Annotated in this window: 25 protein-coding genes; 11 read left to right on the top strand and 14 right to left on the bottom strand. The window is 59.8% G+C overall.

Going from position 1 to position 22,573, the window contains the following annotated elements:
* Window positions 1-4 precede the first annotated feature (4 nt).
* Window positions 5-2,905 carry a ribonuclease E/G gene (locus tag AB8B29_RS05085; protein WP_113118413.1) on the top strand — a complete coding sequence of 967 codons (2,901 nt, stop codon included), beginning with the start codon at window positions 5-7 and terminating at the stop codon, window positions 2,903-2,905.
* A 159-nt stretch (window positions 2,906-3,064) separates the two neighbouring features.
* Here AB8B29_RS05085 and AB8B29_RS05080 read toward each other — a convergent pair whose 3' ends face one another.
* Entirely contained in the window at window positions 3,065-4,222 is a 1,158-nt protein-coding gene (locus AB8B29_RS05080; protein ID WP_439006199.1) for a pyridoxal phosphate-dependent aminotransferase, read from the bottom strand.
* Between the two features lie 209 nt (window positions 4,223-4,431).
* Here AB8B29_RS05080 and AB8B29_RS05075 point away from each other — a divergent pair, with 209 nt between their 5' ends.
* The 7 genes from AB8B29_RS05075 to AB8B29_RS05045 all read left to right on the top strand — a co-directional run bounded on the left by AB8B29_RS05075 (window position 4,432) and on the right by AB8B29_RS05045 (window position 10,125).
* Window positions 4,432-5,199, top strand: a complete 768-nt coding sequence (locus AB8B29_RS05075) for a DsbA family protein (RefSeq protein WP_113118414.1) — start codon at window positions 4,432-4,434, stop codon at window positions 5,197-5,199.
* A 184-nt stretch (window positions 5,200-5,383) separates the two neighbouring features.
* Window positions 5,384-5,821, top strand: a complete 438-nt coding sequence (gene aroQ / locus AB8B29_RS05070) for a type II 3-dehydroquinate dehydratase (RefSeq protein WP_034486834.1) — start codon at window positions 5,384-5,386, stop codon at window positions 5,819-5,821.
* Window positions 5,822-5,845: 24 nt separating this feature from the next.
* The gene (gene accB / locus AB8B29_RS05065; RefSeq protein ID WP_037201323.1) at window positions 5,846-6,307 is read left to right on the top strand and encodes an acetyl-CoA carboxylase biotin carboxyl carrier protein; all 462 of its coding nucleotides are present in this window, start codon (window positions 5,846-5,848) and stop codon (window positions 6,305-6,307) included.
* Between the two features lie 4 nt (window positions 6,308-6,311).
* On the top strand, window positions 6,312-7,664 hold the full coding sequence (gene accC / locus AB8B29_RS05060; RefSeq protein WP_173410718.1) for an acetyl-CoA carboxylase biotin carboxylase subunit: 1,353 nt from the start codon (window positions 6,312-6,314) through the stop codon (window positions 7,662-7,664).
* 3 nt (window positions 7,665-7,667) lie between these two features.
* Window positions 7,668-8,282, top strand: coding sequence for a leucyl/phenylalanyl-tRNA--protein transferase (gene aat, locus AB8B29_RS05055; RefSeq protein WP_037201325.1), 615 nt, complete (start codon window positions 7,668-7,670; stop codon window positions 8,280-8,282).
* A 322-nt stretch (window positions 8,283-8,604) separates the two neighbouring features.
* Window positions 8,605-9,374, top strand: a protein-coding gene (locus AB8B29_RS05050) for an IS5 family transposase (RefSeq protein ID WP_423742918.1) whose coding sequence is annotated in 2 segments (ribosomal slippage) — window positions 8,605-8,944 and window positions 8,944-9,374 — 771 coding nt in all. Because the reading frame shifts where the segments join, the coding sequence is not laid out codon by codon here.
* Between the two features lie 199 nt (window positions 9,375-9,573).
* Complete coding sequence (locus tag AB8B29_RS05045) at window positions 9,574-10,125, top strand: DUF1062 domain-containing protein (RefSeq protein ID WP_439006198.1); 552 nt, start codon at window positions 9,574-9,576, stop codon at window positions 10,123-10,125.
* Between the two features lie 67 nt (window positions 10,126-10,192).
* Here the strand turns inward: AB8B29_RS05045 and AB8B29_RS05040 are convergent, their stop codons facing one another.
* From AB8B29_RS05040 to AB8B29_RS05015, 6 genes are all read right to left on the bottom strand, one after another.
* Window positions 10,193-10,633, bottom strand: a complete 441-nt coding sequence (locus AB8B29_RS05040) for a DUF2155 domain-containing protein (protein WP_047553400.1) — start codon at window positions 10,631-10,633, stop codon at window positions 10,193-10,195.
* 104 nt (window positions 10,634-10,737) lie between these two features.
* Window positions 10,738-11,136, bottom strand: coding sequence for an NADH:ubiquinone oxidoreductase subunit NDUFA12 (locus AB8B29_RS05035; protein ID WP_037194329.1), 399 nt, complete (start codon window positions 11,134-11,136; stop codon window positions 10,738-10,740).
* 106 nt (window positions 11,137-11,242) lie between these two features.
* Window positions 11,243-11,710 carry a GNAT family N-acetyltransferase gene (locus AB8B29_RS05030; protein ID WP_047639240.1) on the bottom strand — a complete coding sequence of 156 codons (468 nt, stop codon included), beginning with the start codon at window positions 11,708-11,710 and terminating at the stop codon, window positions 11,243-11,245.
* A gap of 18 nt (window positions 11,711-11,728) precedes the next feature.
* Window positions 11,729-12,232: a GNAT family N-acetyltransferase gene (locus tag AB8B29_RS05025; protein WP_047639239.1), complete on the bottom strand. Its 504-nt coding sequence runs from the start codon at window positions 12,230-12,232 to the stop codon at window positions 11,729-11,731.
* A 4-nt stretch (window positions 12,233-12,236) separates the two neighbouring features.
* Complete coding sequence (gatB, locus tag AB8B29_RS05020) at window positions 12,237-13,742, bottom strand: Asp-tRNA(Asn)/Glu-tRNA(Gln) amidotransferase subunit GatB (RefSeq protein ID WP_047639238.1); 1,506 nt, start codon at window positions 13,740-13,742, stop codon at window positions 12,237-12,239.
* Between the two features lie 87 nt (window positions 13,743-13,829).
* The gene (locus tag AB8B29_RS05015) at window positions 13,830-14,339 is read right to left on the bottom strand and encodes a GNAT family N-acetyltransferase (RefSeq protein ID WP_037194321.1); all 510 of its coding nucleotides are present in this window, start codon (window positions 14,337-14,339) and stop codon (window positions 13,830-13,832) included.
* A 299-nt stretch (window positions 14,340-14,638) separates the two neighbouring features.
* Here AB8B29_RS05015 and AB8B29_RS05010 point away from each other — a divergent pair, with 299 nt between their 5' ends.
* Entirely contained in the window at window positions 14,639-14,896 is a 258-nt protein-coding gene (locus tag AB8B29_RS05010) for a YjhX family toxin (RefSeq protein ID WP_047639237.1), read from the top strand.
* Between the two features lie 76 nt (window positions 14,897-14,972).
* On the opposite strand, the gene AB8B29_RS05005 is transcribed toward AB8B29_RS05010, so the two are convergent.
* Window positions 14,973-16,796, bottom strand: a complete 1,824-nt coding sequence (locus AB8B29_RS05005) for a DUF4139 domain-containing protein (protein ID WP_439006195.1) — start codon at window positions 16,794-16,796, stop codon at window positions 14,973-14,975.
* A gap of 100 nt (window positions 16,797-16,896) precedes the next feature.
* Here AB8B29_RS05005 and AB8B29_RS05000 point away from each other — a divergent pair, with 100 nt between their 5' ends.
* Window positions 16,897-17,322: a hypothetical protein gene (locus tag AB8B29_RS05000; protein WP_162740609.1), complete on the top strand. Its 426-nt coding sequence runs from the start codon at window positions 16,897-16,899 to the stop codon at window positions 17,320-17,322.
* On the opposite strand, the gene gatA is transcribed toward AB8B29_RS05000, so the two are convergent.
* The 3 genes from gatA to AB8B29_RS04985 all read right to left on the bottom strand — a co-directional run bounded on the left by gatA (window position 17,300) and on the right by AB8B29_RS04985 (window position 19,925).
* A complete protein-coding gene (gene gatA, locus AB8B29_RS04995) occupies window positions 17,300-18,781 on the bottom strand; it encodes an Asp-tRNA(Asn)/Glu-tRNA(Gln) amidotransferase subunit GatA (protein ID WP_047639234.1) in 1,482 nt (493 codons plus the stop codon). The two genes, AB8B29_RS05000 and gatA, sit on opposite strands and share 23 nt — an antisense overlap.
* A 59-nt stretch (window positions 18,782-18,840) precedes the next feature.
* Entirely contained in the window at window positions 18,841-19,128 is a 288-nt protein-coding gene (gene gatC / locus AB8B29_RS04990) for an Asp-tRNA(Asn)/Glu-tRNA(Gln) amidotransferase subunit GatC (RefSeq protein ID WP_037194314.1), read from the bottom strand.
* 86 nt (window positions 19,129-19,214) lie between these two features.
* On the bottom strand, window positions 19,215-19,925 hold the full coding sequence (locus AB8B29_RS04985) for a metal-dependent hydrolase (protein WP_047639233.1): 711 nt from the start codon (window positions 19,923-19,925) through the stop codon (window positions 19,215-19,217).
* Between the two features lie 117 nt (window positions 19,926-20,042).
* Between AB8B29_RS04985 and ruvX the strand changes: the two genes are divergently transcribed.
* Entirely contained in the window at window positions 20,043-20,537 is a 495-nt protein-coding gene (gene ruvX / locus AB8B29_RS04980; RefSeq protein WP_047639232.1) for a Holliday junction resolvase RuvX, read from the top strand.
* Here the strand turns inward: ruvX and AB8B29_RS04975 are convergent.
* The 3 genes from AB8B29_RS04975 to AB8B29_RS04965 all read right to left on the bottom strand — a co-directional run bounded on the left by AB8B29_RS04975 (window position 20,474) and on the right by AB8B29_RS04965 (window position 22,485).
* Window positions 20,474-20,806 carry a DUF6105 family protein gene (locus tag AB8B29_RS04975; RefSeq protein ID WP_037194307.1) on the bottom strand — a complete coding sequence of 111 codons (333 nt, stop codon included), beginning with the start codon at window positions 20,804-20,806 and terminating at the stop codon, window positions 20,474-20,476. The two genes, ruvX and AB8B29_RS04975, sit on opposite strands and share 64 nt — an antisense overlap.
* A 300-nt stretch (window positions 20,807-21,106) precedes the next feature.
* A complete protein-coding gene (locus AB8B29_RS04970; RefSeq protein WP_047639231.1) occupies window positions 21,107-21,763 on the bottom strand; it encodes a TetR/AcrR family transcriptional regulator in 657 nt (218 codons plus the stop codon).
* Window positions 21,764-21,867: 104 nt separating this feature from the next.
* Complete coding sequence (locus AB8B29_RS04965; RefSeq protein ID WP_047639230.1) at window positions 21,868-22,485, bottom strand: GNAT family N-acetyltransferase; 618 nt, start codon at window positions 22,483-22,485, stop codon at window positions 21,868-21,870.
* Between the last annotated feature and the right edge of the window lie 88 nt (window positions 22,486-22,573).

The raw sequence follows: 22,573 nt of genomic DNA, 5'->3' as shown, positions 1-22,573 counted from the left end.
TTTCATGGCAGACAAAATGCTTATCGATGCGTCTCACGAGGAAGAGACGCGCGTCGTTGTCGTTCGCGGGAACCGCATAGAAGAATTTGACTTCGAGTCGCAGCACAAGAAGCAGATACGCGGCAACATCTATCTCGCAAAAGTAACGAGGGTCGAGCCCTCGCTTCAGGCCGCGTTCGTTGATTATGGCGGCAATCGCCATGGCTTCCTCGCCTTCGCCGAAATTCACCCTGATTATTACCAGATCCCCCTCGCCGACCGGCAAGCGCTGCTGAAGGCCGAAGCAGAGGAACATCGCCGCGACGACGATGTCGAGCATGTGGAAACGGCGCTCGACCTCTCCCAGCAGGAGCAGCCGGATGTCGGCATCCTTGCGAAAGACGGCAACGACAACGCTGTGCCTGCCGCGATCGCCGAAGAGGCCCCTGCCGCCGAGGCAATCGCCACCCCTCAGGAAGAGGCTCCGGCAAAGAAGACCAAGCCTCGCCGCAGCCGCAAGAAGTCGGTCGCGACCGCTCCGTCTGACGAGACTGCCGCCGAGGCAACGACTGCCGTCGATGCACCGAGCGAAGAAGAGGAAGGTCCGTCAGGCGAAATGGCCGCGATGGTCGAAACCGATTCGATCTCCGAAAATGTCGACCTTTCCAAGCGCCGCAGCGACGATGACGACGATGATGATCACGACCATGAAGAGGAAGTGATCGAATCCGTCGGCGCCGAAGACGCTATGGAAGAGGTTCCGGATCGCGTGCAGCGCAAGCCGCGCAAGCAGTACCGCATTCAGGAAGTCATCAAGCGCCGGCAGATACTGCTGGTGCAGGTTGCCAAGGAGGAACGCGGCAACAAGGGTGCGGCGCTGACCACCTATCTCTCGCTCGCAGGTCGCTATTCGGTTCTGATGCCGAACACGGCGCGCGGAGGCGGCATCTCCCGCAAGATCACCAATCCGCAGGATCGCAAGCGCCTCAAGGAAATCGCCAAGCTGCTCGAAGTGCCGCTGGGCATGGGTGTCATCCTGCGTACCGCCGGTGCCAACCGCACCAAGGTCGAGGTCAAGCGCGACTTCGAATATCTGATGCGCCTGTGGGAAAACGTCCGCACGCTGACGCTCGCTTCGACCGCCCCTTGCCTCGTCTATGAAGAAGGCAGCCTTATCAAGCGCTCGATCCGCGACCTCTACAACAAGGATATCAGCGAAGTCATCGTCTCCGGTGAGGAAGGCTATCGTGAAGCGAAAGACTTCATGAAGATGCTGATGCCGAGCCACGCCAAGGTGGTTCAGCCCTATCGCGACATCCATCCGATCTTCTCGCGCTCCGGCATCGAGGCACAGCTCGACCGCATGCTGCAGCCGCAGGTCACGCTGAAGTCCGGCGGCTACCTGATCATGAACCAGACGGAAGCTCTGGTTTCGATCGACGTCAACTCCGGCCGCTCGACCCGCGAACATTCGATCGAGGATACGGCGCTTCAGACGAACCTCGAGGCAGCCGATGAAGTCGCCCGTCAGCTTCGTCTGCGCGACCTTGCCGGCCTGATCGTCATCGACTTCATCGACATGGAAGAAAAGCGCAACAATCGCGCCGTCGAGAAGAAGCTGAAGGAATGCCTGAAGAACGACCGCGCCCGCATCCAGGTCGGCCGCATCTCGCATTTCGGCCTGCTGGAAATGTCGCGCCAGCGCATCCGCGCATCGGTTCTCGAAAGCACCACGCAGATCTGCTCGCATTGCGGTGGCACCGGCCATGTGCGCTCGCAGTCCTCTGTCGCGCTGCATGTCCTGCGCGGCATCGAGGAATACCTGCTCAAGAACACGACGCACGACATCGTCGTGCGCACGACGCCGGACATTGCGCTCTACCTGCTCAATCACAAGCGCCAGACGATCACCGACTACGAAAGCCGCTTCGGCGTTTCCATCGTCATCGGCGCCGACAATGCCGTGGGCACGCAGCACTTCGCGATTGACCGCGGCGAGCCGGTGGCCAATCCGGTGAAGATCGAGAGCCTGTTCAACTTCGCCGCCATTCCGGAGGACGATGACGACGATATCGTCATCGAGGCCGATGAGGATGAAGACGAGGAGCTGGAAGAAAAGGTTGCAAGCGTCGAGCAGCAGCCTGCCGCCCGCTCCGAAAACAATGATGGCAACCGCAAGCGCAAGCGCCGCCGTCGTCGTCGCGGTCGCAGCGGCGATGCCCAGACAGCCTCCGAATCAACCTCCGACACCTCTACGGAAGATGGCGATGAGGACGGGGATGAAGGCGACGAAGACGACAACGTCGGCAACACCGAAATCTCCGCCGTGTCCGGCAGCGACGACGCGCAGCAGAAGCGCAAGCGCCGCCGCCGCGGCAAGCGTGGCGGCCGCCGCAATCGCGATGGCGAGGGCAATGAATTGGCTGCCGGCGACGAAGCCGGTTCCGACGAAGGCGCTGATCATCAGGATGACGGCGAAAGCGATGTTGCTGTGAGCGTCGCCGAAATCGTCGTTGCCGAAGGCGAAGCCGCCGTCGAAGGCCAGCCGGCCATGGCAGCCGTCGAGACGGCGTCCGTCGTCACCGAGGACGTGAAGCCCGCCAAGAGCCGCAGCCGTCGCAAGCCGAAGGCGGAAGCATCGCCAGTCGAAGCACCAGTCGTCGAAGCGGCACCTGCAACTGATACCGAAGCCGAGACGGTGGCCGAAATTGTCGCTGATCTCGACCGCCCCGTAGAACCCGAACCGGCAGCTGCGGCGGAATCCGAAACAGCCGCGGCCAAGCCGGCACGCGCCAACCGCGAGTCGAACGTCTCGTCCTCCGAGCCGGTGGTCAAATCCACCCGCACCAACGAGGGCGGTGATGGTGACGGCGATCCGACCAAGCCGAAGAAGGCTGGTTGGTGGCAGCGCCGCGGTTTCTTCTGAGCGTTGCTGTTTGGGAAGAATTGATCAAAAAACCGGCCGTGGTGACGCGGCCGGTTTTTTGTTTCTGCAGATCGCCAGGTTTAAGGCTCATGCTTGGAAACGGTGCTCACGCCCGCGCAACCACATTCGCAGACTGGCGCAACACATTGATCCGGTAGCCTATTTCAGCCAGGCCGCCATGCGTTCAACCGTCTCCTCGATCTCGGCATTCGAGCCGGCATAGGAGATCCGCATCGCGCGATGCCCGTCGTCCGGGTCGAAATCGAGACCGGGCGTGGCGGCGACGTTGATTTCGGCGAGCATCTTGCGGGCGAAGATCATGCTGTCATTGGTGAAGCGGCTGACATCGACGTAGGCGTAGAAAGCGCCATCCATCGGAGAAGCGATACGGAAGCCGATTTCGGGCAGACGCCGCATCAGGAAATCGCGGTTGCGCCCATAGCTTTCGCGATAGACATCGAGTTCGGCGCCTGCGCCAAGCGCTGCCTCTGCAGCGATCTGGGACAGTTCCGGCGCGGAGATATATAGGCTCTGGGCGACACGCTCGATGGGGCGCACCAACCGCTCCGGCAGCACCATCCAGCCGACGCGCCAGCCGGTCATGCAATAATATTTCGAGAAGGAGTTGATGACGATCGCTTCGTCGGTCAGTTCCAGCGCACTCGTCTCTTCGCCGACGAAGGTGAGCCCGTGATAGATCTCGTCGGAAATGAAGGCGATGGAACGATCGGCGCAATAATCGGCGAGCGCCTTCAGCGCCGCCCTGCCCGTGACGGTGCCTGTGGGATTGGCGGGGCTTGCAAGCAGCACGCCCTTCAACCGCTTGCCGCTCACCGCCTGTGCCGCCTCCAGGCTTTCCGGCGTCAGCGTGAACTGCGTCTCCTCGGTCACCGGCACCTCCAGCACATTGAGCCCCAATGCCGCGAGGATATTGCGATAGGCGGGATAGCCAGGGCGAGCGATGGCGACGCTGTCGCCCGCATCAAACAGGGTCAGGAAGGCAAGATTGAAGCCAGCCGACGAGCCGGTGGTGATGGCGATGCGCTTCGGATCGACCGACAGGCCGTGACGGGTCTGGTAGTGCGCGGAGAGCGCCTGGCGCAGCGCCAGCGTCCCCAGCGCGTCCGTATAGCCGATGCGGCCGTGGCCGAGTGCCGCGCGCGCCGCCTCAAGCGCCGCCTGGGGCGCCGGATGGGACGGCTGTCCCACAGCCATCGAAATGACGGGATGGCCGGCCTGACGCCGAAGCGTCGCCTCGGCCAGCACATCCATGGCGTGGAAGGGTTCGACATCGCTGCGCTTGGATAGGGAAAACAAGATCAATTCTCTCTCGGATCGGATCGCCGTGCGACATTTGCCGCAATAATGGTTCATTCACAATCCCGCGATTGCGGCTTCGTCGCGAAAATTCCTGTTTCTGGAAGCAAGCTTGCGCCGTAAGTTGCTGATCCGTATTTGCGGAAGTTGACCCGACGATGCTATGCCGCATCCGAGAAAGTCTCCGCATAGATCCAAACGAGGACCCAATGACCTTTTCTTTCAAAAGCCTGCTGACGGTTGCGGCGATTGCCCTCACAGCGTCCTTCGCCACAATCCAGCCCGCCGCCGCGCTGGACGATCAGCAGAAAAAGGAAATCGGGGAATTCATCAAGGAATACCTCGTCGAACATCCGGAAGTCTTGCTCGATGCGCAGGCCGCGCTCGAGAAGAAGCAGGAGGCGGCCCGCCTCGCCCAGTCGTCCCAAGTGATCGCTCAGAACAAGGACGCGATCTTCAACTCCAAGGATGATGTCGCGATCGGCAATCCGAAGGGCAGCATCACCGTCGTGGAGTTCTTCGACTACAACTGCACCTATTGCCGCCATGCGCTCGGCGACATGGACACGCTGCTGAAGCAGGACAAGGACGTGCGTTTCGTGCTCAAGGAATTCCCGATCCTCGGGGCGGACTCGGTCGCCGCGTCGCGGGTTTCCGATGCATTCCGCAAGCTTGCGCCTGAAAAATATGCCGAATTCCATCACACGCTGCTGAGCAGCGACGGCCGCGCCTCGGAGGACAGCGCCATCGAGGTTGCCGCCTCGCTTGGCGTCAAAGAAGCAGCCATCCGCGCGGAAATGGCAAAGAGCCCGAACAACGATATGATCAAGGCGACCTACCAGCTTGCCACCGATCTCAACGTCACGGGCACGCCCGCCTATGTCATTGGCAACGAAACCATTTCCGGCGCAATCGGGCTCGAAGCCATTCAGCAGAAGATTGCCAATGTCCGCAGCTGCGGCAAGACCACCTGCTGACGATCACATCTCCGCGCCGCGCGCTGCATTTGAGGCACCATCGAAACCACGTGGATTTCGACAGGGCTCAAAATTGCCAAAATCGCGGCGTTTCCACACCTAGAGACGCGCAACCTACGCTCCGGGGCTTTCCTACAAGGCCTCGGGAGTCTATAGGTTGCGCTGCACTTTGACGGAACCTCTGATGGCGCAAACTATTTTTGTCCTCAACGGACCCAATTTGAACGCTCTCGGCAAGCGCGAGCCGGGCATCTATGGCGGCAAGACGCTCAAGGATATAGAAGCAGACTGCAAGTCCGCGGGCGAAAGCCTGGGCTTCATCATCGATTTCCGCCAGAGCAATCATGAAGGCGTGCTGGTCGACTGGATGCATGAAGCCGGCGATACCGCCGCTGGCGTCGCGATCAATCCTGGCGCCTATGGCCATACTTCGATCGCGCTGCACGATGCGATCCGCGCCATTTCCGTTCCCGTGGTGGAGGTGCATATCTCCAACATCCACGCGCGAGAAGAATTCCGACACAAATCGATGATCGCGCCCGCTGCCAAGGGCATGATCTGTGGTTTCGGACCTTATAGTTACATCCTGGCGCTGCACGCGCTGAAATCCATCACCCAATAACAAAAATACAGGGCAAGAAAACCAATGGCTGAAAAGAAATCGGGTATCGACCAGGCGCTGATTCGCGATCTCGCCAATATTCTCAACGAGACGGATCTGACCGAGATCGAAGTCGAGCAGGAAGATCTGCGCATTCGTGTGTCTCGCGCCGGCACGCCGCAATATGTTCAGGCGCCGGTCGCAGCACCTGCTTATGCAGCAGCCGCTGCTCCCATCGCGGCGGCCGCTCCCGCAGGCAAGGTGCGCAATCCCGATAGCGTCGTCAGCGCACCCATGGTCGGCACCGCCTATCTGGCGCCGGCCCCGGGCTCGGCCGCCTTCATCGAGGTCGGCTCGGTCGTCAAGGAAGGCCAGACGCTGCTGATCATCGAAGCCATGAAGACGATGAACCAGATCCCTGCGCCTAAATCCGGCACGGTCACGGAAATCGTCGTTCAGGACGGACGCCCGGTCGAGTACGGCGAACCCCTTGTCGTCATCGAGTAAGCCCATGCCCATGATTTCGAAGATTCTCATAGCCAATCGCGGAGAGATCGCCCTGCGTGTGCTGCGCGCCTGCAAGGAACTCGGCATTGCCACCGTGGCGGTTCATTCCACCGCCGATGCCGACGCGATGCATGTACGGCTTGCGGATGAAAGCGTTTGCATCGGCCCGCCGCCGTCGCGCGAAAGCTATCTCAACATCCACCAGATCGTTGCCGCCTGTGAGATCACCGGCGCCGACGCCGTGCATCCCGGCTATGGCTTCCTGTCGGAAAATGCCAAGTTCGCCGACATCCTCGAGGCGCATGGCATCACCTTCATCGGTCCGACGGCGGATCATATCCGCATCATGGGCGACAAGATCACCGCCAAGACCACCGCTCTGCAGCTTGGCATCCCGGTCGTTCCGGGTTCTGACGGCGAAGTGAAGACCGAGGCAGACGCGCTGAAGACGGCGCGCGAGATCGGCTATCCGGTGCTCATCAAGGCAACCGCCGGCGGCGGCGGTCGTGGCATGAAGGTGGCGCGCACGGAAGCGGACCTGGTCGAAGCATGGTCGACGGCGCGCACGGAAGCGGGCGCTGCCTTCGGCAATGATTCCGTCTACATGGAAAAATACCTCGGCAAGCCGCGCCACATCGAAGTTCAGGTGTTCGGCGACGGTGAAGGCAACGCCGTGCATCTCGGCGAACGCGACTGCTCACTGCAGCGCCGCCACCAGAAGGTCTGGGAAGAAGCCAATTCCCCGGCGCTCAATGTCGAGCAGCGCATGAAGATCGGCCAGATCTGCGCCGACGCCATGAAGAAGCTGAAGTATCGCGGCGCCGGCACGATCGAATTCCTCTATGAAAATGGCGAGTTCTATTTCATCGAAATGAACACCCGCCTGCAGGTGGAGCATCCGGTCACGGAGGCCATCACCGGCATCGACCTCGTGCACGAACAGATCCGCGTCGCCTCCGGCGGCGGTCTTTCGGTGACGCAGGATGAAGTGCATTTCCATGGTCACGCCATCGAATGCCGCATCAATGCCGAGGACGCGCGCACCTTCATCCCCTCGCCCGGCACGATCACGCATTTCCATGCGCCCGGCGGGCTTGGCGTGCGCATCGATTCGGGCGCCTATCAGGGCTACAAGATCCCACCTTACTACGACAGCCTGATCGGCAAGCTGATCGTGCACGGCCGGACCCGCGTCGAATGCATGATGCGCCTGCGCCGCGCGCTCGACGAATTCGTGGTCGACGGCATCAAGACCACCCTGCCGCTATTCCAGGATCTGGTTTCCAACCAGGATATCGCCAACGGCGACTATGATATCCATTGGCTGGAAGACTACCTGGCCAGGACATCGGCCTAAGCCGTGCCAGGAACGCGCAGCAGACGTCCCGGCGTTACCCCGGAGATTTTGTTGCGCGCCTATTCCATCGGGCTCTTCCCGATGGCCGAATCGGCCGACGACCCGGAGATCTTCTGGGTCGAGCCGGAAATTCGCGGTGTCTTGCCCCTCGATAGCTTTCATGTCTCGAAGAGCCTGGCAAAGACCATCCGCCATAGGCCGTTCGACATCCGTTTCAACACCGATTTTGACGCCGTCATCGCCGCCTGCGCCGAGCACACGAGCGGCCGGCCCAGCACCTGGATCAACCAGACCATCCGCGCGCTCTATTCGACGCTGCACCATATCGGCCATGCGCATTCCGTCGAGGCTTGGGAGGATGACCAACTGGTCGGCGGCCTTTACGGGGTCTCGCTGGGGTCTGCCTTCTTCGGTGAGAGCATGTTCTCCCGCCGCACCGACGCCTCGAAGATCTGCCTCGTCCATCTGGTCGAGCGCCTGCGGCAACGGGGCTTCACACTGCTCGACACGCAGTTCACAACCGAGCACCTGAAGACGTTTGGCGCGATCGACGTGCCGAAGGACGACTACGCGAAAATGCTCGAAAAGGCGATGGAATCACCCAATCTGAGCTTTTGAGGCGATCACAGCTGAGCCCCGCGGATCGTACTAAAGCTATTCGTGCGCCGAAGACTTCAAATTCCGGTTGGTATTTGCTATCGCTCGACGCGAAGAGCGTTGGTGCATAGAGGTTTCGCTTTGCCGTCGTAAATACCGGTCTCATCCAGTTTCACCCCATGCATAGGGAAGCGTGTCGCCGCCCGATGCATGTTCATGTTCATCGGGTGGTGGTCTGAGACCGGTTTGGCATTGTCACAACGCGCCTAGGTCACATACCCATAAAATAGTTTTTGTTTTTAATGGATTGTGATTCACTGCTTCCGTTGATTTGGAGGCAGTGATGGCTCGCTTTGATTTGACGGATTTCGAATGGTCGGTGATTGAACCGCTTCTTCCAACGAAGGTACGCGGCAAGGCGAGGGTTGATGATCGGCGGGTGCTGAATGGTATCTTCTGGCGACTGAGAACGGGTGCGCCCTGGGCGGATATCCCGGCTCGATATGGTCCCTATACCACCTGCGTAAATCGCTTCAACCGGTGGCGCCATGCTGGGCACTGGGAGCGTATTCTCAACGCAATATCAGAAGCTTACGATGGCGACATCCAGATGATCGACAGCTCGTCAATCCGCGTACATCAACATGCTGCCAACGGCCAAAAAAAGAAGAGCGATCCGGTTGCATGGGTCGCTCGCGTGGCGGACTGACAACCAAAATCCATGCACTTGTCGATGCTGATGGCCGTCCAATCTTGCTGAAGCTGACGCCAGGCCAAGCGCATGATGGACGTTCGGCTGCCGATATGTTCGAGACTGTTCGGGCCGGAAATATCCTTCTGGCTGATCGTGCCTACGACAGCGACGCGTTGCGCCAAAACCTCAAAACCCGTGGCGCATGGGGATGTATTCGCCCTATGCCAAACAGGGTCAATATTCCCGTCTTCAGCCCATGGCTCTACAAACAGCGCAACGCGGTCGAGCGGTTCTTCAACAAACTCAAACACTTCAGAGCAGTCGCAACCCGATACGACAAACGCGACGACAACTTCCTCGCATCCGTCCAGCTAGCCTCAATTCGAATTTGGCTCCGATCTTATGAGTCGGTCACCTAGAGCAGCCATTGCTGTCTCAGATCTTCAGCCGTCCCGCAACATCGCCATACCGTGCCCGTAAAGGGCTTGTCCCGCCATCAGCTTGGTGAACTTCCAGACGGAAGACCAAGACGGTATGTGCAATATTCTTCGGGTCCGATGGACCATCTATCCTCAGACCGCACCCCAGCCATGGATCGCCTGTAGCGGCTGCGGATGCTTGAAACCCTTCAGATCGAGCGGCAAGATCAGGCTCAATGCCAATGGCAAAAGGCTTGATGCCTGGCTCGTCTATAAATGCTCCGATTGCGGGAAGACGTGGAATCGGACCCTCTTCGAACGGCGGACCATTCGTGATCTCAGCCCTGCTACCCTGGAAGCCTTGCAAGGCAACGATCCGGACTGGGTACGACTTCAGGAATTCGATCTCGACGGACTGAAGCGCAAGGCGCTGCGCGTCGATGAATTGCCTGACGCCATTGTCCGGAAGGAAGTAGCGCAGGGGAAAGCGAGCTGGACAACACTGGAAATCGAGCTTGCGAGCGTGTTCGCCTTGAACCTTCGCCTTGATCGCCTGCTTGCGTCCGAGCTGACTATTTCGAGATCCAGGCTCAAGGTGCTGCATGGCTGCGGCAAGCTGAGAGGCCATCCGGACCGCAGCGACGTTCTACGTCATCGCATCAAGGCCGGCATGCGCATCGTCATCGATCTGTCCGATGAAGATGATCGCGATGCGATCGGTGAGGCAGCCTCAAATCCGAAGGCAAAATAGCAAACCGTCCGCGGGAGCGATGCTCCTGCGGGCGAGTCGGCACGGCTGCGGATTCTCCAGGGATCGGCTATTTCGCGCCGGCGGTATCCGGCGGCGGGATGTCGGATTTCTGTTTGCACTCTTTCAGCCAGACGTCGTAGATCGGATGCTCGACCGCGTTGAGACCGGGGCTGTCGGCGAACATCCAGCCGGTGAAGATGCGGCGGATGCGGCGATCCAGCGTGATCTCATCAACTTCGATGAAACCGTCCACCTTCTGCTGTTCGGTATCGTCACGCGAGTAGCAGGCCCGCGGCGTCACCTGCAACGCGCCGAACTGCACGGTCTCGTTCATATAGACATCGAACGTCGTGATACGGCCGGTGATCTTGTCGAGGCCGGAGAAAACGGCGACGGGATTGGCGATGCGGGCCGCCTCTGCGGAAGGCGGCAAAACGATGCCAGCCAAGAGAGCGATCACGGCTCCCGCCATTACACGCAAAGAAGCGCTCCGCGTGAAAAACGTCATATCCGACAATCTCCGCTTGGTCTCGGTCAAAGCGCCGAGCAAGAGCCGGCATCTCTCGCGCCTAACGGCCAATTGTGGCCAAAGGACGAGCCGGCCCCTTCTGCTCAGTTGCCCGGGGTCCAGGCGTCATAGTCGCCGGTCACGCGCGGACGCTCGCCGGCAACGGCCAGCGAGCCCGGCGGGCGATAGGCCTGCGGAGTGCCGGTCTGGTTGGCGCGGTGCCCCTTTTCCCATTCCTTGGCGACATAGTTTTCCTTGGTCGGCGGAACGTCGGTGCGGTGATGCATCCAGCCATGCCAGCCCGGGGGAATTGCCGTGGCTTCCGCGTAACCCTTGTAGATCACCCAGCGCTTCGGGAGACCGTAGGAGGACATGCCACCTTCGTAATAGACATTGCCGAATTCATCCTCGCCGACGCGCTTGCCGAAACGCCAGGTCGCGAACCGCGTCCCCATTGTCTGACCATTCCACCAGGTGAAGGTTTGTACGATGAAATTCCACATGTCTTTTCCTCGATACCCGCTGAATGGCGAGCGATACCAGAATTCGATAGCTTGCTTATGCCGCCACCGGACGGGCTTGTCCAGTGATTCCAGCAGGCAAACGCTGTCATTTCAATGTCATCTTGAAACCAAGATGGCTCGGCTTGAAACCCAATCTCTCATAGAAGCGGTGAGCATCCTTGCGCTGGGCGTTCGAGGTCAATTGCACCAGCCGCATGCCGCGGCTTTTTGCCTCGGCAATGCAGAAATTGATCATTGTGGCGCCGATCCCCTGCCCACGCAGATCCGTGCGCGTCTGCACAGCTTCGATGATCATCGCGGAGGAGCCACGGCCGGTCAGCGATGTCGTGATCATCGTCTGGAACGTGCCTACGACTTCGCCGGCCAGTTCGGCGGCGTAGAGCGTCTGCTCGGATGAGGCATCGACCGTGCGGAAGGCCCGGAGGTAATCGCCATAGGCGGATGGATCGGTGGTATCGCCGTGGCCTCCGACAGCATCTGCGGCGAAGAGGTCGATCAAGGAAGGAAGGTCAGCCTCACGAGCTTCGCGAATGATCAAATCGGCACTGTTCATGATCGACCTGCCTAGCTGTCAGTGGTTTTCGAGAGGCTTCTCGAATATCAGCGCCGGAATGCCCGATTGCGCATTTCCGCAGTTTTCCGTGCGGCCGACTTCGACGAAGCCATGCGCCGTGTAAAAGGCGATCGCAGGCTCGTTTTGTGGTTCGACCTCCAGGCGCATGACTTCTGCGTCCGGAAAGCAGGTTTCCAGCTCTGCGAAGATATCGCGGCCGACGCCCTGGCGCTGGTAGCGCGGGCCGACATAGAGCATGTAGAGCTCGACAGTCTTTGTCATCTCCGTGGACATGGCGGCATAGCCCATGCCGCCGATCGTCTTGCCGTCGTCGGCGACGAGGAATTCGGCGTTCTTCTTCGCCAGCCGTGCCTTCAGCGACGCCAGAGAATGCCAGGAGGCATGCAACTCGCTGACCTTGTCGGCCCCATAGATATGGTCGTAGGTCACATGCCAGGTTTCGCGCAGCAGAGCGCGAACCTTTTCCAGGTCCTGCTCGCCGGCGGTGCGGACGAAGAACACCGGACTATTCCTCTTCGATGCCGAGCTTGGCCTTGACCAGCGCCTGCACGGCCTGCGGATTGGCCTTGCCGCCGGTCGACTTCATCACCTGGCCGACGAACCAGCCGGCAAGCGTCGGCTTGGCCTTGACCTTGGCGACCTGATCCGGGTTTGCAGCGATGATTTCGTCCACGGCCTTTTCGATGGCGCCGGTGTCCGTGACCTGCTTCATGCCGCGGGCCTCGACGATCTCTGCGGGATCGCCGCCCTCGGTGAGGATGATCTCGAACAGATCCTTGGCGATCTTGCCGGAGATGGTTTCAGCCTTGATGAGATCGATGATCGCGCCGAGCTGGGCGGGCGAAACCGGAGTCTCTTCAATATCTTTGCCGATTTTGTTCAGAGCACCCAGCAAGTCGTTGATGACCCAGTTTGCCGCCATCTTGCCGTCACGGCCGGCAGCGACCGCTTCGAAATAATCTGCGATCGCCTTTTCCGAGACCAGAACGGAGGCGTCGTAGATCGACAGGCCTAGCTCGCGAACGAAGCGCTCCTTCTTGTCGTCGGGCAACTCGGGCAAGTGCGCCGCAAGCTCCTTGACGAAGGCGTCATCGAATTCGAGCGGCAGCAGATCCGGATCGGGGAAATAGCGGTAGTCATGCGCATCTTCCTTGGTGCGCATGGATTCAGTCCTTCCCGAGCCTGCATCGAACAAACGGGTTTCCTGCTCGATAGAACCACCCTCTTCCAGAATATCAATCTGACGACGAGCCTCGTATTCGATCGCCTGGCCGATGAAGCGGATGGAGTTGACGTTCTTGATTTCGCAGCGCGTACCGAATTCGCCACCGGGACGGCGCACGGAGACGTTGACGTCGGCGCGCATCGAGCCTTCGTCCATGTTGCCATCGCACGTGCCGAGATAGCGTACGATCGAACGCAGCTTTGTCATGTAGGCCTTGGCTTCGTCCGACGAACGCATATCCGGCTTGGAGACGATTTCCATTAATGCAACACCAGACCGGTTCAGATCGATGTAAGACATGGTGCTGTGCTGGTCGTGCAGCGACTTGCCGGCGTCCTGCTCTAGGTGCAAGCGCTCGATGCCGATCTCGATATCTTCGAACTGCCCCTGACGATCCGGCCCCAACGAAATGACGATCTTGCCCTCGCCGACGATCGGATCCTTGAACTGCGAGATCTGATAGCCCTGCGGCAGGTCGGGATAGAAATAGTTCTTACGGTCGAAGATCGAACGATTGTTGATCTGCGCCTTCAGGCCGAGGCCAGTGCGCACGGCCTGCTTGACGCACTCCTCGTTGATGACGGGCAGCATGCCGGGCATGGCGGCATCGACCAGCGAGACGTTGGAATTCTGCGGCTTGCCGAACTCGGTCGAGGCACCGGAGAAGAGCTTGGAATTGCTCAACACCTGGGCATGGACTTCCATGCCGATAACGATTTCCCAATCGCCGGTGGCACCGGGAATGAAGCGTTTCGGATCTGGCGTGCGGACGTCGACAAGGGTCATGGGAAGCTCTTGAAATGCTGTTCTTCTGAACTTTGTGAGGTAGAGCAATTGGCGAGATGGCGCAAGGCTTTCGGCATCGCCGGCGCGCTATATGCCTGGACCGTAGACGCCGTCGCTATCTTCGACCAGCGCTTTTGAAAGCCCGATGGTCGGCACATCACTATCGAGCTTCGGGGAATAGACGATCGACAGCCAGTTGATCTCATAGCCACGAGCCTTGAAAAAACCGATCGCGTCGACATTGCCGGCATGAGTGTGCAGCGAAACCTTTTCCAGCCCCTGTTCGCGCATGTCCTGCTCGATACGCGCCAGGAGTGCCGAACCTAGACCTCGCCTGAGAAACCCCGGGTCGATCCAGAAATCGGAGATGGTCTCATCGAGGCCCTCGCGCGCCGCCCAGCCGGCGACCTCCCCGTTCAGCTCGATGACCGTGATTGTCAGCCAGACGTTGCGCGTGAAATTCGAAAAGGCGTCGCTTGCACTTTCCAGAAGCTCGACCGGACTTCCGATCGAGCCCATGGCCTTCTGCCATGAGCGCAGGCCGATATTGGCCAGTACCTCCGCTTCCCCTTCATGCGCATTGCGAATATGGATCATCGGGCCCCCGCCGTTTCCAGCAGTAAAGCACCGGAAAACAGCTTTTTCCAGCGACGAGATAAAAGCAAGCGCACGGTGGCGGCCCAAGTCCAACGAGAGTGAAACTTGACCGCCGGTTGCAACCTGTTTTAAAACTGCCGCGTCAATGGAGTTTTGATGTCTACCTTTTCTCAGACCCGGTAAAGGCCCTGCCCGCAAGCCTTCTTGCGTGCTGGGCCCGAAAACGAAGCCCCGACTTCCCTAAAGGGAGTGTCGGATCGTTTTGTTGCGCCTTTGGCGCTTTCCGGATTCTGACGACAATGGATATCTCACGCGCAGAGCAGCGCATCCTGCATTTGCTCGCTCAAGGCGGGCGCATTGAAATCGAACGCACCGAAAACAAGAAAATCGAGACCGTCAACTGCTACACGCGGGACGGCTGGCTCTACCCCGGTTTCGGTATCGAGCTCTTCCGCAAGCTCAAACAGCAAAAGGCCATCAAATCCTCCGGCGGACATCCCTACCGGATAACGGAACGGGGCCTGAGGCTGGTGAGGGCGCAATTGGATAATAGGTAGAGAAAACATGAGAGCCGCCCCGGTCGGGCGGCTCTCATCCGCTCGTGCGGCTCATGTGACGAAGCACAGGTGGCGATCAGAATGTCCTGATGAGCTCCGCCACCTGGCTGCCCAGACGATCGCTGTCCTTTTGCATCGCGGCGCGTTTTTCGCCGACTGCAGCGATTTGGTCTTCACTATCTGCCAGAGCCTTCAAATAGCGCTTCTTCAAATCGCTGTTCTCCGGAACCGCGCCGATATTCTGTCTTATCCGCTCCTGGTCATTGGTGAGTTTCTCTATTTCGTTGTCGAAACTCTCCAGATCGTTCTGGGCAGCGACCTGCTTTTTGCGCGCCTCCGCCAGGTTTGCGAGCTTGTCTACAAGTACCTTGTCATGGGCCGAAGCCGACCATCCAAGCAGCATGTCCGGCTCTGCATCGACCAGAGCGTAACTGTTGCTCTGAAGCTGCTCGTCGACTGCCGTCAGTGTCTTTTCCGTAGCCGCCGGCACGACCGTCTTGAGCCGCTGGTGTGTTGCCGTCTTGCCGAGACTTTCGTCCGACGAAAACGACCAACCGTCCCTAATCGGGTGTTCGACAATAACGGTCCTTTCGCCGTCGAGCGCCCCTGAAACAGTGTATGTTGTCGTCTGGCGGTATTTGACGATTGTTTGCATCACGCCATCGGAAACCTTGAGAGAGGCAATCTCCTCCGTCGGCGTCTGCTGCTCACTGATCGACACCTTTCGGTCGGTTGCGAAACTGGCAAGGCGCGTATCGCCCTTGGGCAGCGCGGATAGCTGGGAGTCGCCGATGTAGCCGATCTTGCTATCGTACAGCGTCAGAATTCCCGCCGGCATGCTGACGCCTGTGGTGTTCTTGAGCATCACGGCAGCGATGGGATTGGGAAATGAGCTGCCAGCCCGATACATGTCCACCATATCGGCATCCAGCTCCGCATCCACGATCGGCACCGATAAGGTGTCGCCATTTGCCAGATCGTAAGTCCCCGGAAGTTCGAACGTGGCCGAGATATCGCTTTCGGTGGCATTGGCAGCACTACCAGCAGCTATTTGCATTGGCGCTGCAGGCCTTTCCAACTCGTCGGCCATGTATCCAGATGCGGCTGCCTTTCTGCTGGCGCCACCCATCATTGCCTTGGCAGGCGCGGGCGCTGTTACTGGTTCCTCCGCATCCGATGACAGCCGCTGCCTGTTGGACAGGTCTCCGCTATCGAGATCAGGGGCAATATTCGAAGCCGTATTGACCGGCACTTCTTGCCGCTGTCTCCAATAGAGCTTGTGCAGGCCCTGCTTCAGCGTCACTGGCTCGGCCGACGTCAACGTCAGTTTGACGCCCTTCCAATCCTCACCGCTGGCGTTTTCCAGCACGGTCCATGCCTGCAAACGCGCCTTGCCATTTGCCTCGGTCACAACCTTGTAGGCCGTTTTCCAGATCGGAGACGGAACCACATAGGTCAGGCCGATATCGCCGCCGTTCTTCACACCGCTCAGCTTGATATCGATGGTGCGGCTGCCGTCGTTCTTGCCACGGGCAATGGCCGCCGCCGCCTTGGCAACCTTCGCTCTCATCTCAGCATCCTCAATCCGGACGGACGCATCCTCGCCAAGCGCCAGCGTCTCCACAGCGCCATCCTTGTCGAGAACGGTCAGCAGCGGAACCGGCGCACTCTCGCCAGCCTTCCTGATCTCGATCCCGAGAATGCTTCCTTCAACAGTTTTCCCACCGCTGGTGACCGATACTCCGGCGCCCTGTATCGATGTCAAAAGCGACGGCACGGATGAGAGCGCTTCCGGCGTAAACGGCAGGCCTTTGAAGGTTTCCTCTAGAGGTTGCGGCCCCGCCAGCGAGAAACCGGCCACGGAGCCGTCGGTCTCATTGACCACAAGGCTCTTGAGCATGTCATCAACTTGGTCGAGAGGCACCTCGAGCCGGACCACGCCGTCGCTACCGACTGCCGCGGATCGAGAGACCTCGGCAAGGCCACCCGAGGACAAGGTAATGGCGCGAATGGCCCCGTTGTCCGCCGCCAGCGAAATTGCAGGAAATGCCACACTGAGAAGCAGGATCGCCGTGACTTGCTTGAGCATGAAGAGACCTTCCGATTCGGTTGCAGAGGACAAGACCAAGCGGCCTGCTGCAATTTATGATCGTATTTCGGTCCAAAATGTGATGGCGATGGTCTTCGCGCGCGATCCAGCCGGTGACGCGACCATCAACCTCGGAGACGATGACTTCGTCTTTGGCCATGAAGGGGTCAGAGAAGCATTCTCGACCGACGGCCGCAATAACGTCAGGACTTTTGAATCTTGCATCCAAAGCGTCGCCGCTCCACCGAGCGGCAAAGCCGACCGCGCCGGCCGTTTCGTGGTCGGCGTCGGTCATGGACCTCAAATTATGGTGCTTACCACCACTTCGCCGGCGTGAACTTGCCGGCGGCCTGTTCGATGACGTGGGCGGTCTTGAACAGGGTTTCCTCTTCAAACGGCTTGCCGATGAGCTGGAGGCCGAGCGGCAGGCCCTTCGGGTCGAGGCCGGCGGGGACGGCGATGCCGGGGAGACCGGCCATGTTGACCGTCACCGTGAAGATGTCGTTGAGGTACATCTTTACCGGATCTGAAGCGAGATCCTCGTCGGCGATGCCGAAGGCGGAGGACGGCGTGGCGGGCGTCAGGATGGCGTCGACACCGGCATGGAAGGCAAGCTCGAAATCGCGCTTGATCAGCGTGCGGACCTTCTGGGCGCGCAGGTAGTATGCGTCGTAATAGCCGGCCGAGAGAACATAGGTGCCGATCATGATGCGGCGCTTCACTTCCTGGCCGAAGCCGGCAGCACGCGTCTTCTCGTACATGTCGACGATATCCTTGCCGTCGACACGCAGGCCGTAGCGGACACCATCGTAGCGCGCGAGGTTCGAGGATGCTTCGGCGGGCGCGACGATGTAATAGGCCGGCAGCGCGTATTTGGTGTGCGGCAGAGAGATGTTGACGATCTCGGCGCCGGCGTCCTTCAGCCAGGCGATACCCTGCTGCCAGAGCGTTTCGATCTCTTCCGGCATACCGTCGACGCGATATTCGTTGGGGATGCCGATCTTCATGCCCTTCAGCGACTGGCCGAGCGAGGCTTCGTAATCCGGCACCGGCAGGTCGACCGAGGTCGTGTCCTTGGCATCGACGCTTGCCATCGACTTCAGGAGGATGGCGGCATCGCGAACGTCGCGGGCGATTGGGCCAGCCTGGTCGAGCGACGAAGCGAAGGCGACAATGCCCCAGCGCGAGCAACGGCCATAGGTCGGCTTGATGCCGACGGTGCCGGTGAAGGCAGCTGGCTGGCGGATGGAGCCGCCGGTATCGGTCGCCGTGGCGCCGGCGCAGAGGTGGGCTGCAACGGCAGCAGCCGAACCGCCGGATGAGCCGCCCGGAACGAGCTGCTGGTTCGAGCCCTCGGCACGCCAAGGGTTGATGACCGGGCCGTAATACGAAGTCTCGTTGGAGGAGCCCATGGCAAACTCATCCATGTTGAGCTTGCCGAGCATGACGGCGCCGTCGTTCCAGAGGTTCTGCGTAACGGTCGATTCATAGCGAGGCTTGAAACCATCGAGAATGTGGCTGCAAGCCTGAGTGTGGATGCCTTCGGTGCCGAACAGATCCTTGATCCCGAGCGGAATGCCTTCGAGCGCGCCGGCCTTGCCGGCGGCAAGCCGCGCGTCCGAAGCCTTGGCCATCTCGCGCGCCTTTTCCGGCGTCACGGCGATATAGGCATTGAGCTGACCGTTGGCCGCGTCGATCGCCGAAAGATAGGCTTCGGTCAGTTCGGTGGCGGTGATGTCCTTGGCGCGCAGCTTGTCGCGGGCTTCGGCAATGGTCAGGCTGGTCAGTTCGCTCATTTTGTTTCGCTTCAGATCTGGAAATAGGCAACGGGTCGGAACGGGCTAAAAGGAAGCCTTTATTCGACGACTTTGGGAACCAGGAAAAAATTCTGATCGGTATTCGGCGCATTGGCGACGATGTCGGCGGCCTTGTTGCCGTCGGTCACTTCGTCCGCGCGCTTCTTCATCGCCATCGGCGTCACGGAGGTCATGGCCTCGACGCCATCGACATTGACTTCAGAAAGCTGTTCGACGAAGCCCAGAATGCCGTTGAGTTCGCCCATCATCCGCTGCGCTTCGTCTTCATTGACGGCGATGCGGGCAAGATGGGCGACGCGTTTGACAGTGGCGAGATCGACGGACATGGCATTCTCCGGATAGCAAGATTATCCACAAAAGCGGATTTGCTTCACGCTATAAAGGCCATGTCCGCCATACGCAACGGGTATCGTCAGGCAGAAACGCTCTCGCCCACCTTCGGCGCGGCAACTGCGGTCTTCGAGCCCTCCATGCCGGCAACGAACTTTTCCGGGGTCTGATCGATGATCGGGAAGGTGCCGTAGTGGCAGGGGATGGCGGTCTTGAAGTTGAAGAAGCGCTGGCAGGCGAGCGCAGCAACGGCACCGCCCATGGTGAAGCGGTCGCCGATCGGCACGATGCCGATATCGGGCTGATGCAACTCGTTGATCAGGGCCATGTCGGAGAAGATATCGGTATCGCCCATGTGGAACAGCGTCGGCTCGTCGTCGAAATGCAGCATCAGGCCGTTGGGATTGCCGAGCGCGTGGGAAACGCCGTCTTCGGTGATCTGGGCGGACGAATGCAGCGCATTGGTGAATGTGGCTGAGAAGCCGCCGAGACCAACGGTGCCGCCGGTATTGCCCATTTCCAGCTTCTCGACGCCCTTGGTGCCGAGCCAGGAGGCCAGATCGGCATTGGCGAGAACGACGGCGCCCGTATCCTTGGCGATCTGAACCGTGTCGCCGACGTGATCGCCATGGCCGTGGGTCAATAGGATATGGGTCACACCCGAGGCAACATCCTTGATATCGAGGCCAGCGGCGGCAAAGGAAGAGTTATACGTCAGAAAAGGATCGATCAATATTTTGGCCTTTGCCGTTTCGATGCGAAAAGCGGCATGGCCGAGCCAGGTGATCTTCATTGGATTTCTCCTTAATGCTTGATTTGAAATGGCAGGCTGGTGTCTAGGAGATATCTCAAACCGCGGCAAAGAAAAGCGGTTCGAACTTCAATTTGTTTTGACGAGAGCGAGACCTTGATGACGACGCTGACCATCGAAGACCTAGCCGCGACGCTCCTGCCCGGGCAGGCGGTCGCCGGCCTCGATCTCGGCACCAAGACGATCGGACTTGCGATGTCCGATCTCGGCCGCCGCTTCGCCACGCCGCGCCCGGTGATCAAGCGGGTGAAGTTCACCCAGGATGCTCAGACTTTGCTCGCCTTCGCCGAGAAGGAAAGGGTGGCGGCCTTTATTATCGGCCTGCCTGTCAATATGGACGGTTCTTCGGGGCCGCGGGTGCAGGCGACGCGCGCCTTCGTGCGCAGCATGGCCGACAAGACCGCCCTGCCCTTCGTCTTCTGGGATGAGCGGCTTTCGACGGTTGCGGCCGAACGGGCGCTTCTGGAAATGGACGTCTCGCGTGCCAAGCGGGCCGAGCGCATCGATTCGGCCGCTGCGAGCTTTATTCTTCAGGGAGCCTTGGACAGGCTTTCGGCGCTCGGCAGAGCAACCTTGTCCGATCTCGACTCCTGACGGTGCCTCCACCAGCCCATGATGGCGGCGCGCCGGCGAAAGCCGAAGATCGCGAAAACCAGCAGACTGTCGAAGGCGATGGCGCGGGCGACGAGCGGCGGGATGGCTTCCGGCGGAATGCCGAGGATCTTGCCGTAGATCTCGAACACCAGGTCATGCATCTGCCGCGTCAGCATGAAGATGCCGAAGCTCATGTCGTAGTACGACAGATAATACCATGCCCCGATAAACGAGACGGGCCCAGCCCAGCAAATCAGCAACCACTTCATGCGGCACCTCTTCGACGCGGATATTGCGTCGTCCCAGCCGAAAGGACGAGCCAGTTCGACAGCGCCATGGCGCTCAACACCATCGCGGGCAACGTCATATCTAGGGCCAGCACGGCGAAGAACATCATCGCCGTGACAAGAAACACTAATTTTGTGGGTCTGGACCCCATGGCTGCACGCTTAATAGTTAACAATCGGTCTTTTCACACTGCCGAGTTAACCGTTGCGGCGCAATGTAAACCATTTGTTAAGGTTAACGGCGCGGCGGGCTTGTGGATATCTCCCGGATGAGCGCCGGTATCAGCCGTAGACGCCGCGCACGATCCGCTTCAGCGCCGTTGCCGCCTTCTCCCAATCCCTAGCGGTTTTCAAGACAAGGCCGGCGCATTGATTGCTGACCGTGGCAGAAAGCACGACATGTTGGATGGCGGCAAAGATCATGGCGTTGACCGCCTGTGCGTCGATCCCCTTCGGCGGGGTGAGCGAGCCGCGCATGCGCTCGATCCAGCCGGCGAGTGCCTTGGAGCGGGCCTCTGAGAGCCTGCGAACCTGCTCGCTGTTTTCGGATACTTCCCAGGCAACGATACGGCGCATCAGCGGATCGGCGCGCAACGCATCGAGAAACAACAGGGCAAGCCGCTCCATCAGATCGCCATAGGTCAGAAGAAACATGCCGCCGGTATCGTCGGGAATGCGATCCTTCACCCAGCTTCCGAGATCCGCACCGATGGCTTCCACCAGTCCGTCGAGCCCACCGTAATAGCGATAGATCAGCTGCTTGTCGCAGCCGGCGCCACGCGCTACCGCGTTGATACCGAAATTCTGGAACCCCTCCTCCGCAAGGAGCCGCTTGGCGGCATCGAGAATCGCCTGCTCGGTTGCGGCGCGGTTGCGCATCCGCTTTTCCGGAACGGGCGCTTCCATCAGGATTTTAACGGCTGCGTTTGCAACGGCCATCGACTCAGCTCCAATCTGTCACCGAGCGGTGAGTAACAAGTCGAATTGGCGCGAACAACAAAGGTGTGATCGGCAGCACCGTCAAAGCCTGCGAATCCACAGATTTAGAGATACCGGCCGAACCATACGGTCGTTTCCGACGCCAGATCGGGCGGCAGTTCCACCGGTACGAAGCCTCGCGACGACCAGAAACGGATACCGCCATGATTGCCGGAATTGGCGCCAAGATGAACCCCTTTAACGCCGCTGGCGCTGGCGTACGCCATCCAGCGCTCCAGCAACGCCGTGCCGACGCCTTTTCCCTGAGCCGTCGGCAGCAGGTTCATATGAATATGTGCGGGAAATGGATCGGTGAGAATGGCAGGCGTCCGTTTCGGATGATGGATTGTCGATATCCGGCGCTGATCGGCATCCCAGAGTGCCGGATCACCGACGGGATCGGCGTACCGGCGCCGCAGATCCGGCCACCACTCACGCTCCAGGCGCTCTTCGAAAGCAACCGTATCGAAAACGCCCGCGATATAACCGAAGACGCCTTCGTCATCCTCAGCGACGAAAACCATCTCAGGGTGGAGTGCAGCATAGGGCGCGGAATAGATGTGCCCGATCAAACGGCCATCGCGGTGAAGCGCCGTCGCATCCTTGCCGGCGTCACCGGTCAGCAGCGAGATGGCATAGAGCTGGTCGATATCATCGGATTGGACCTGACGGAGGTTGATCATGGGAGCCTCTGCGAGCTGACGTGAGAATCTTGTGCGGCCAACAATCAAAACTCCAATGTCTCTTCAGAGGTGCCGACTTACATCCATT

It is taken from the genome of Rhizobium sp. 11_C7_N12_5, from assembly GCF_051811145.1.
Taxonomy (GTDB): Bacteria; Pseudomonadota; Alphaproteobacteria; order Rhizobiales; family Rhizobiaceae; genus Rhizobium; species Rhizobium lusitanum.
This window is presented reverse-complemented; position numbering and strand designations above follow the sequence as displayed.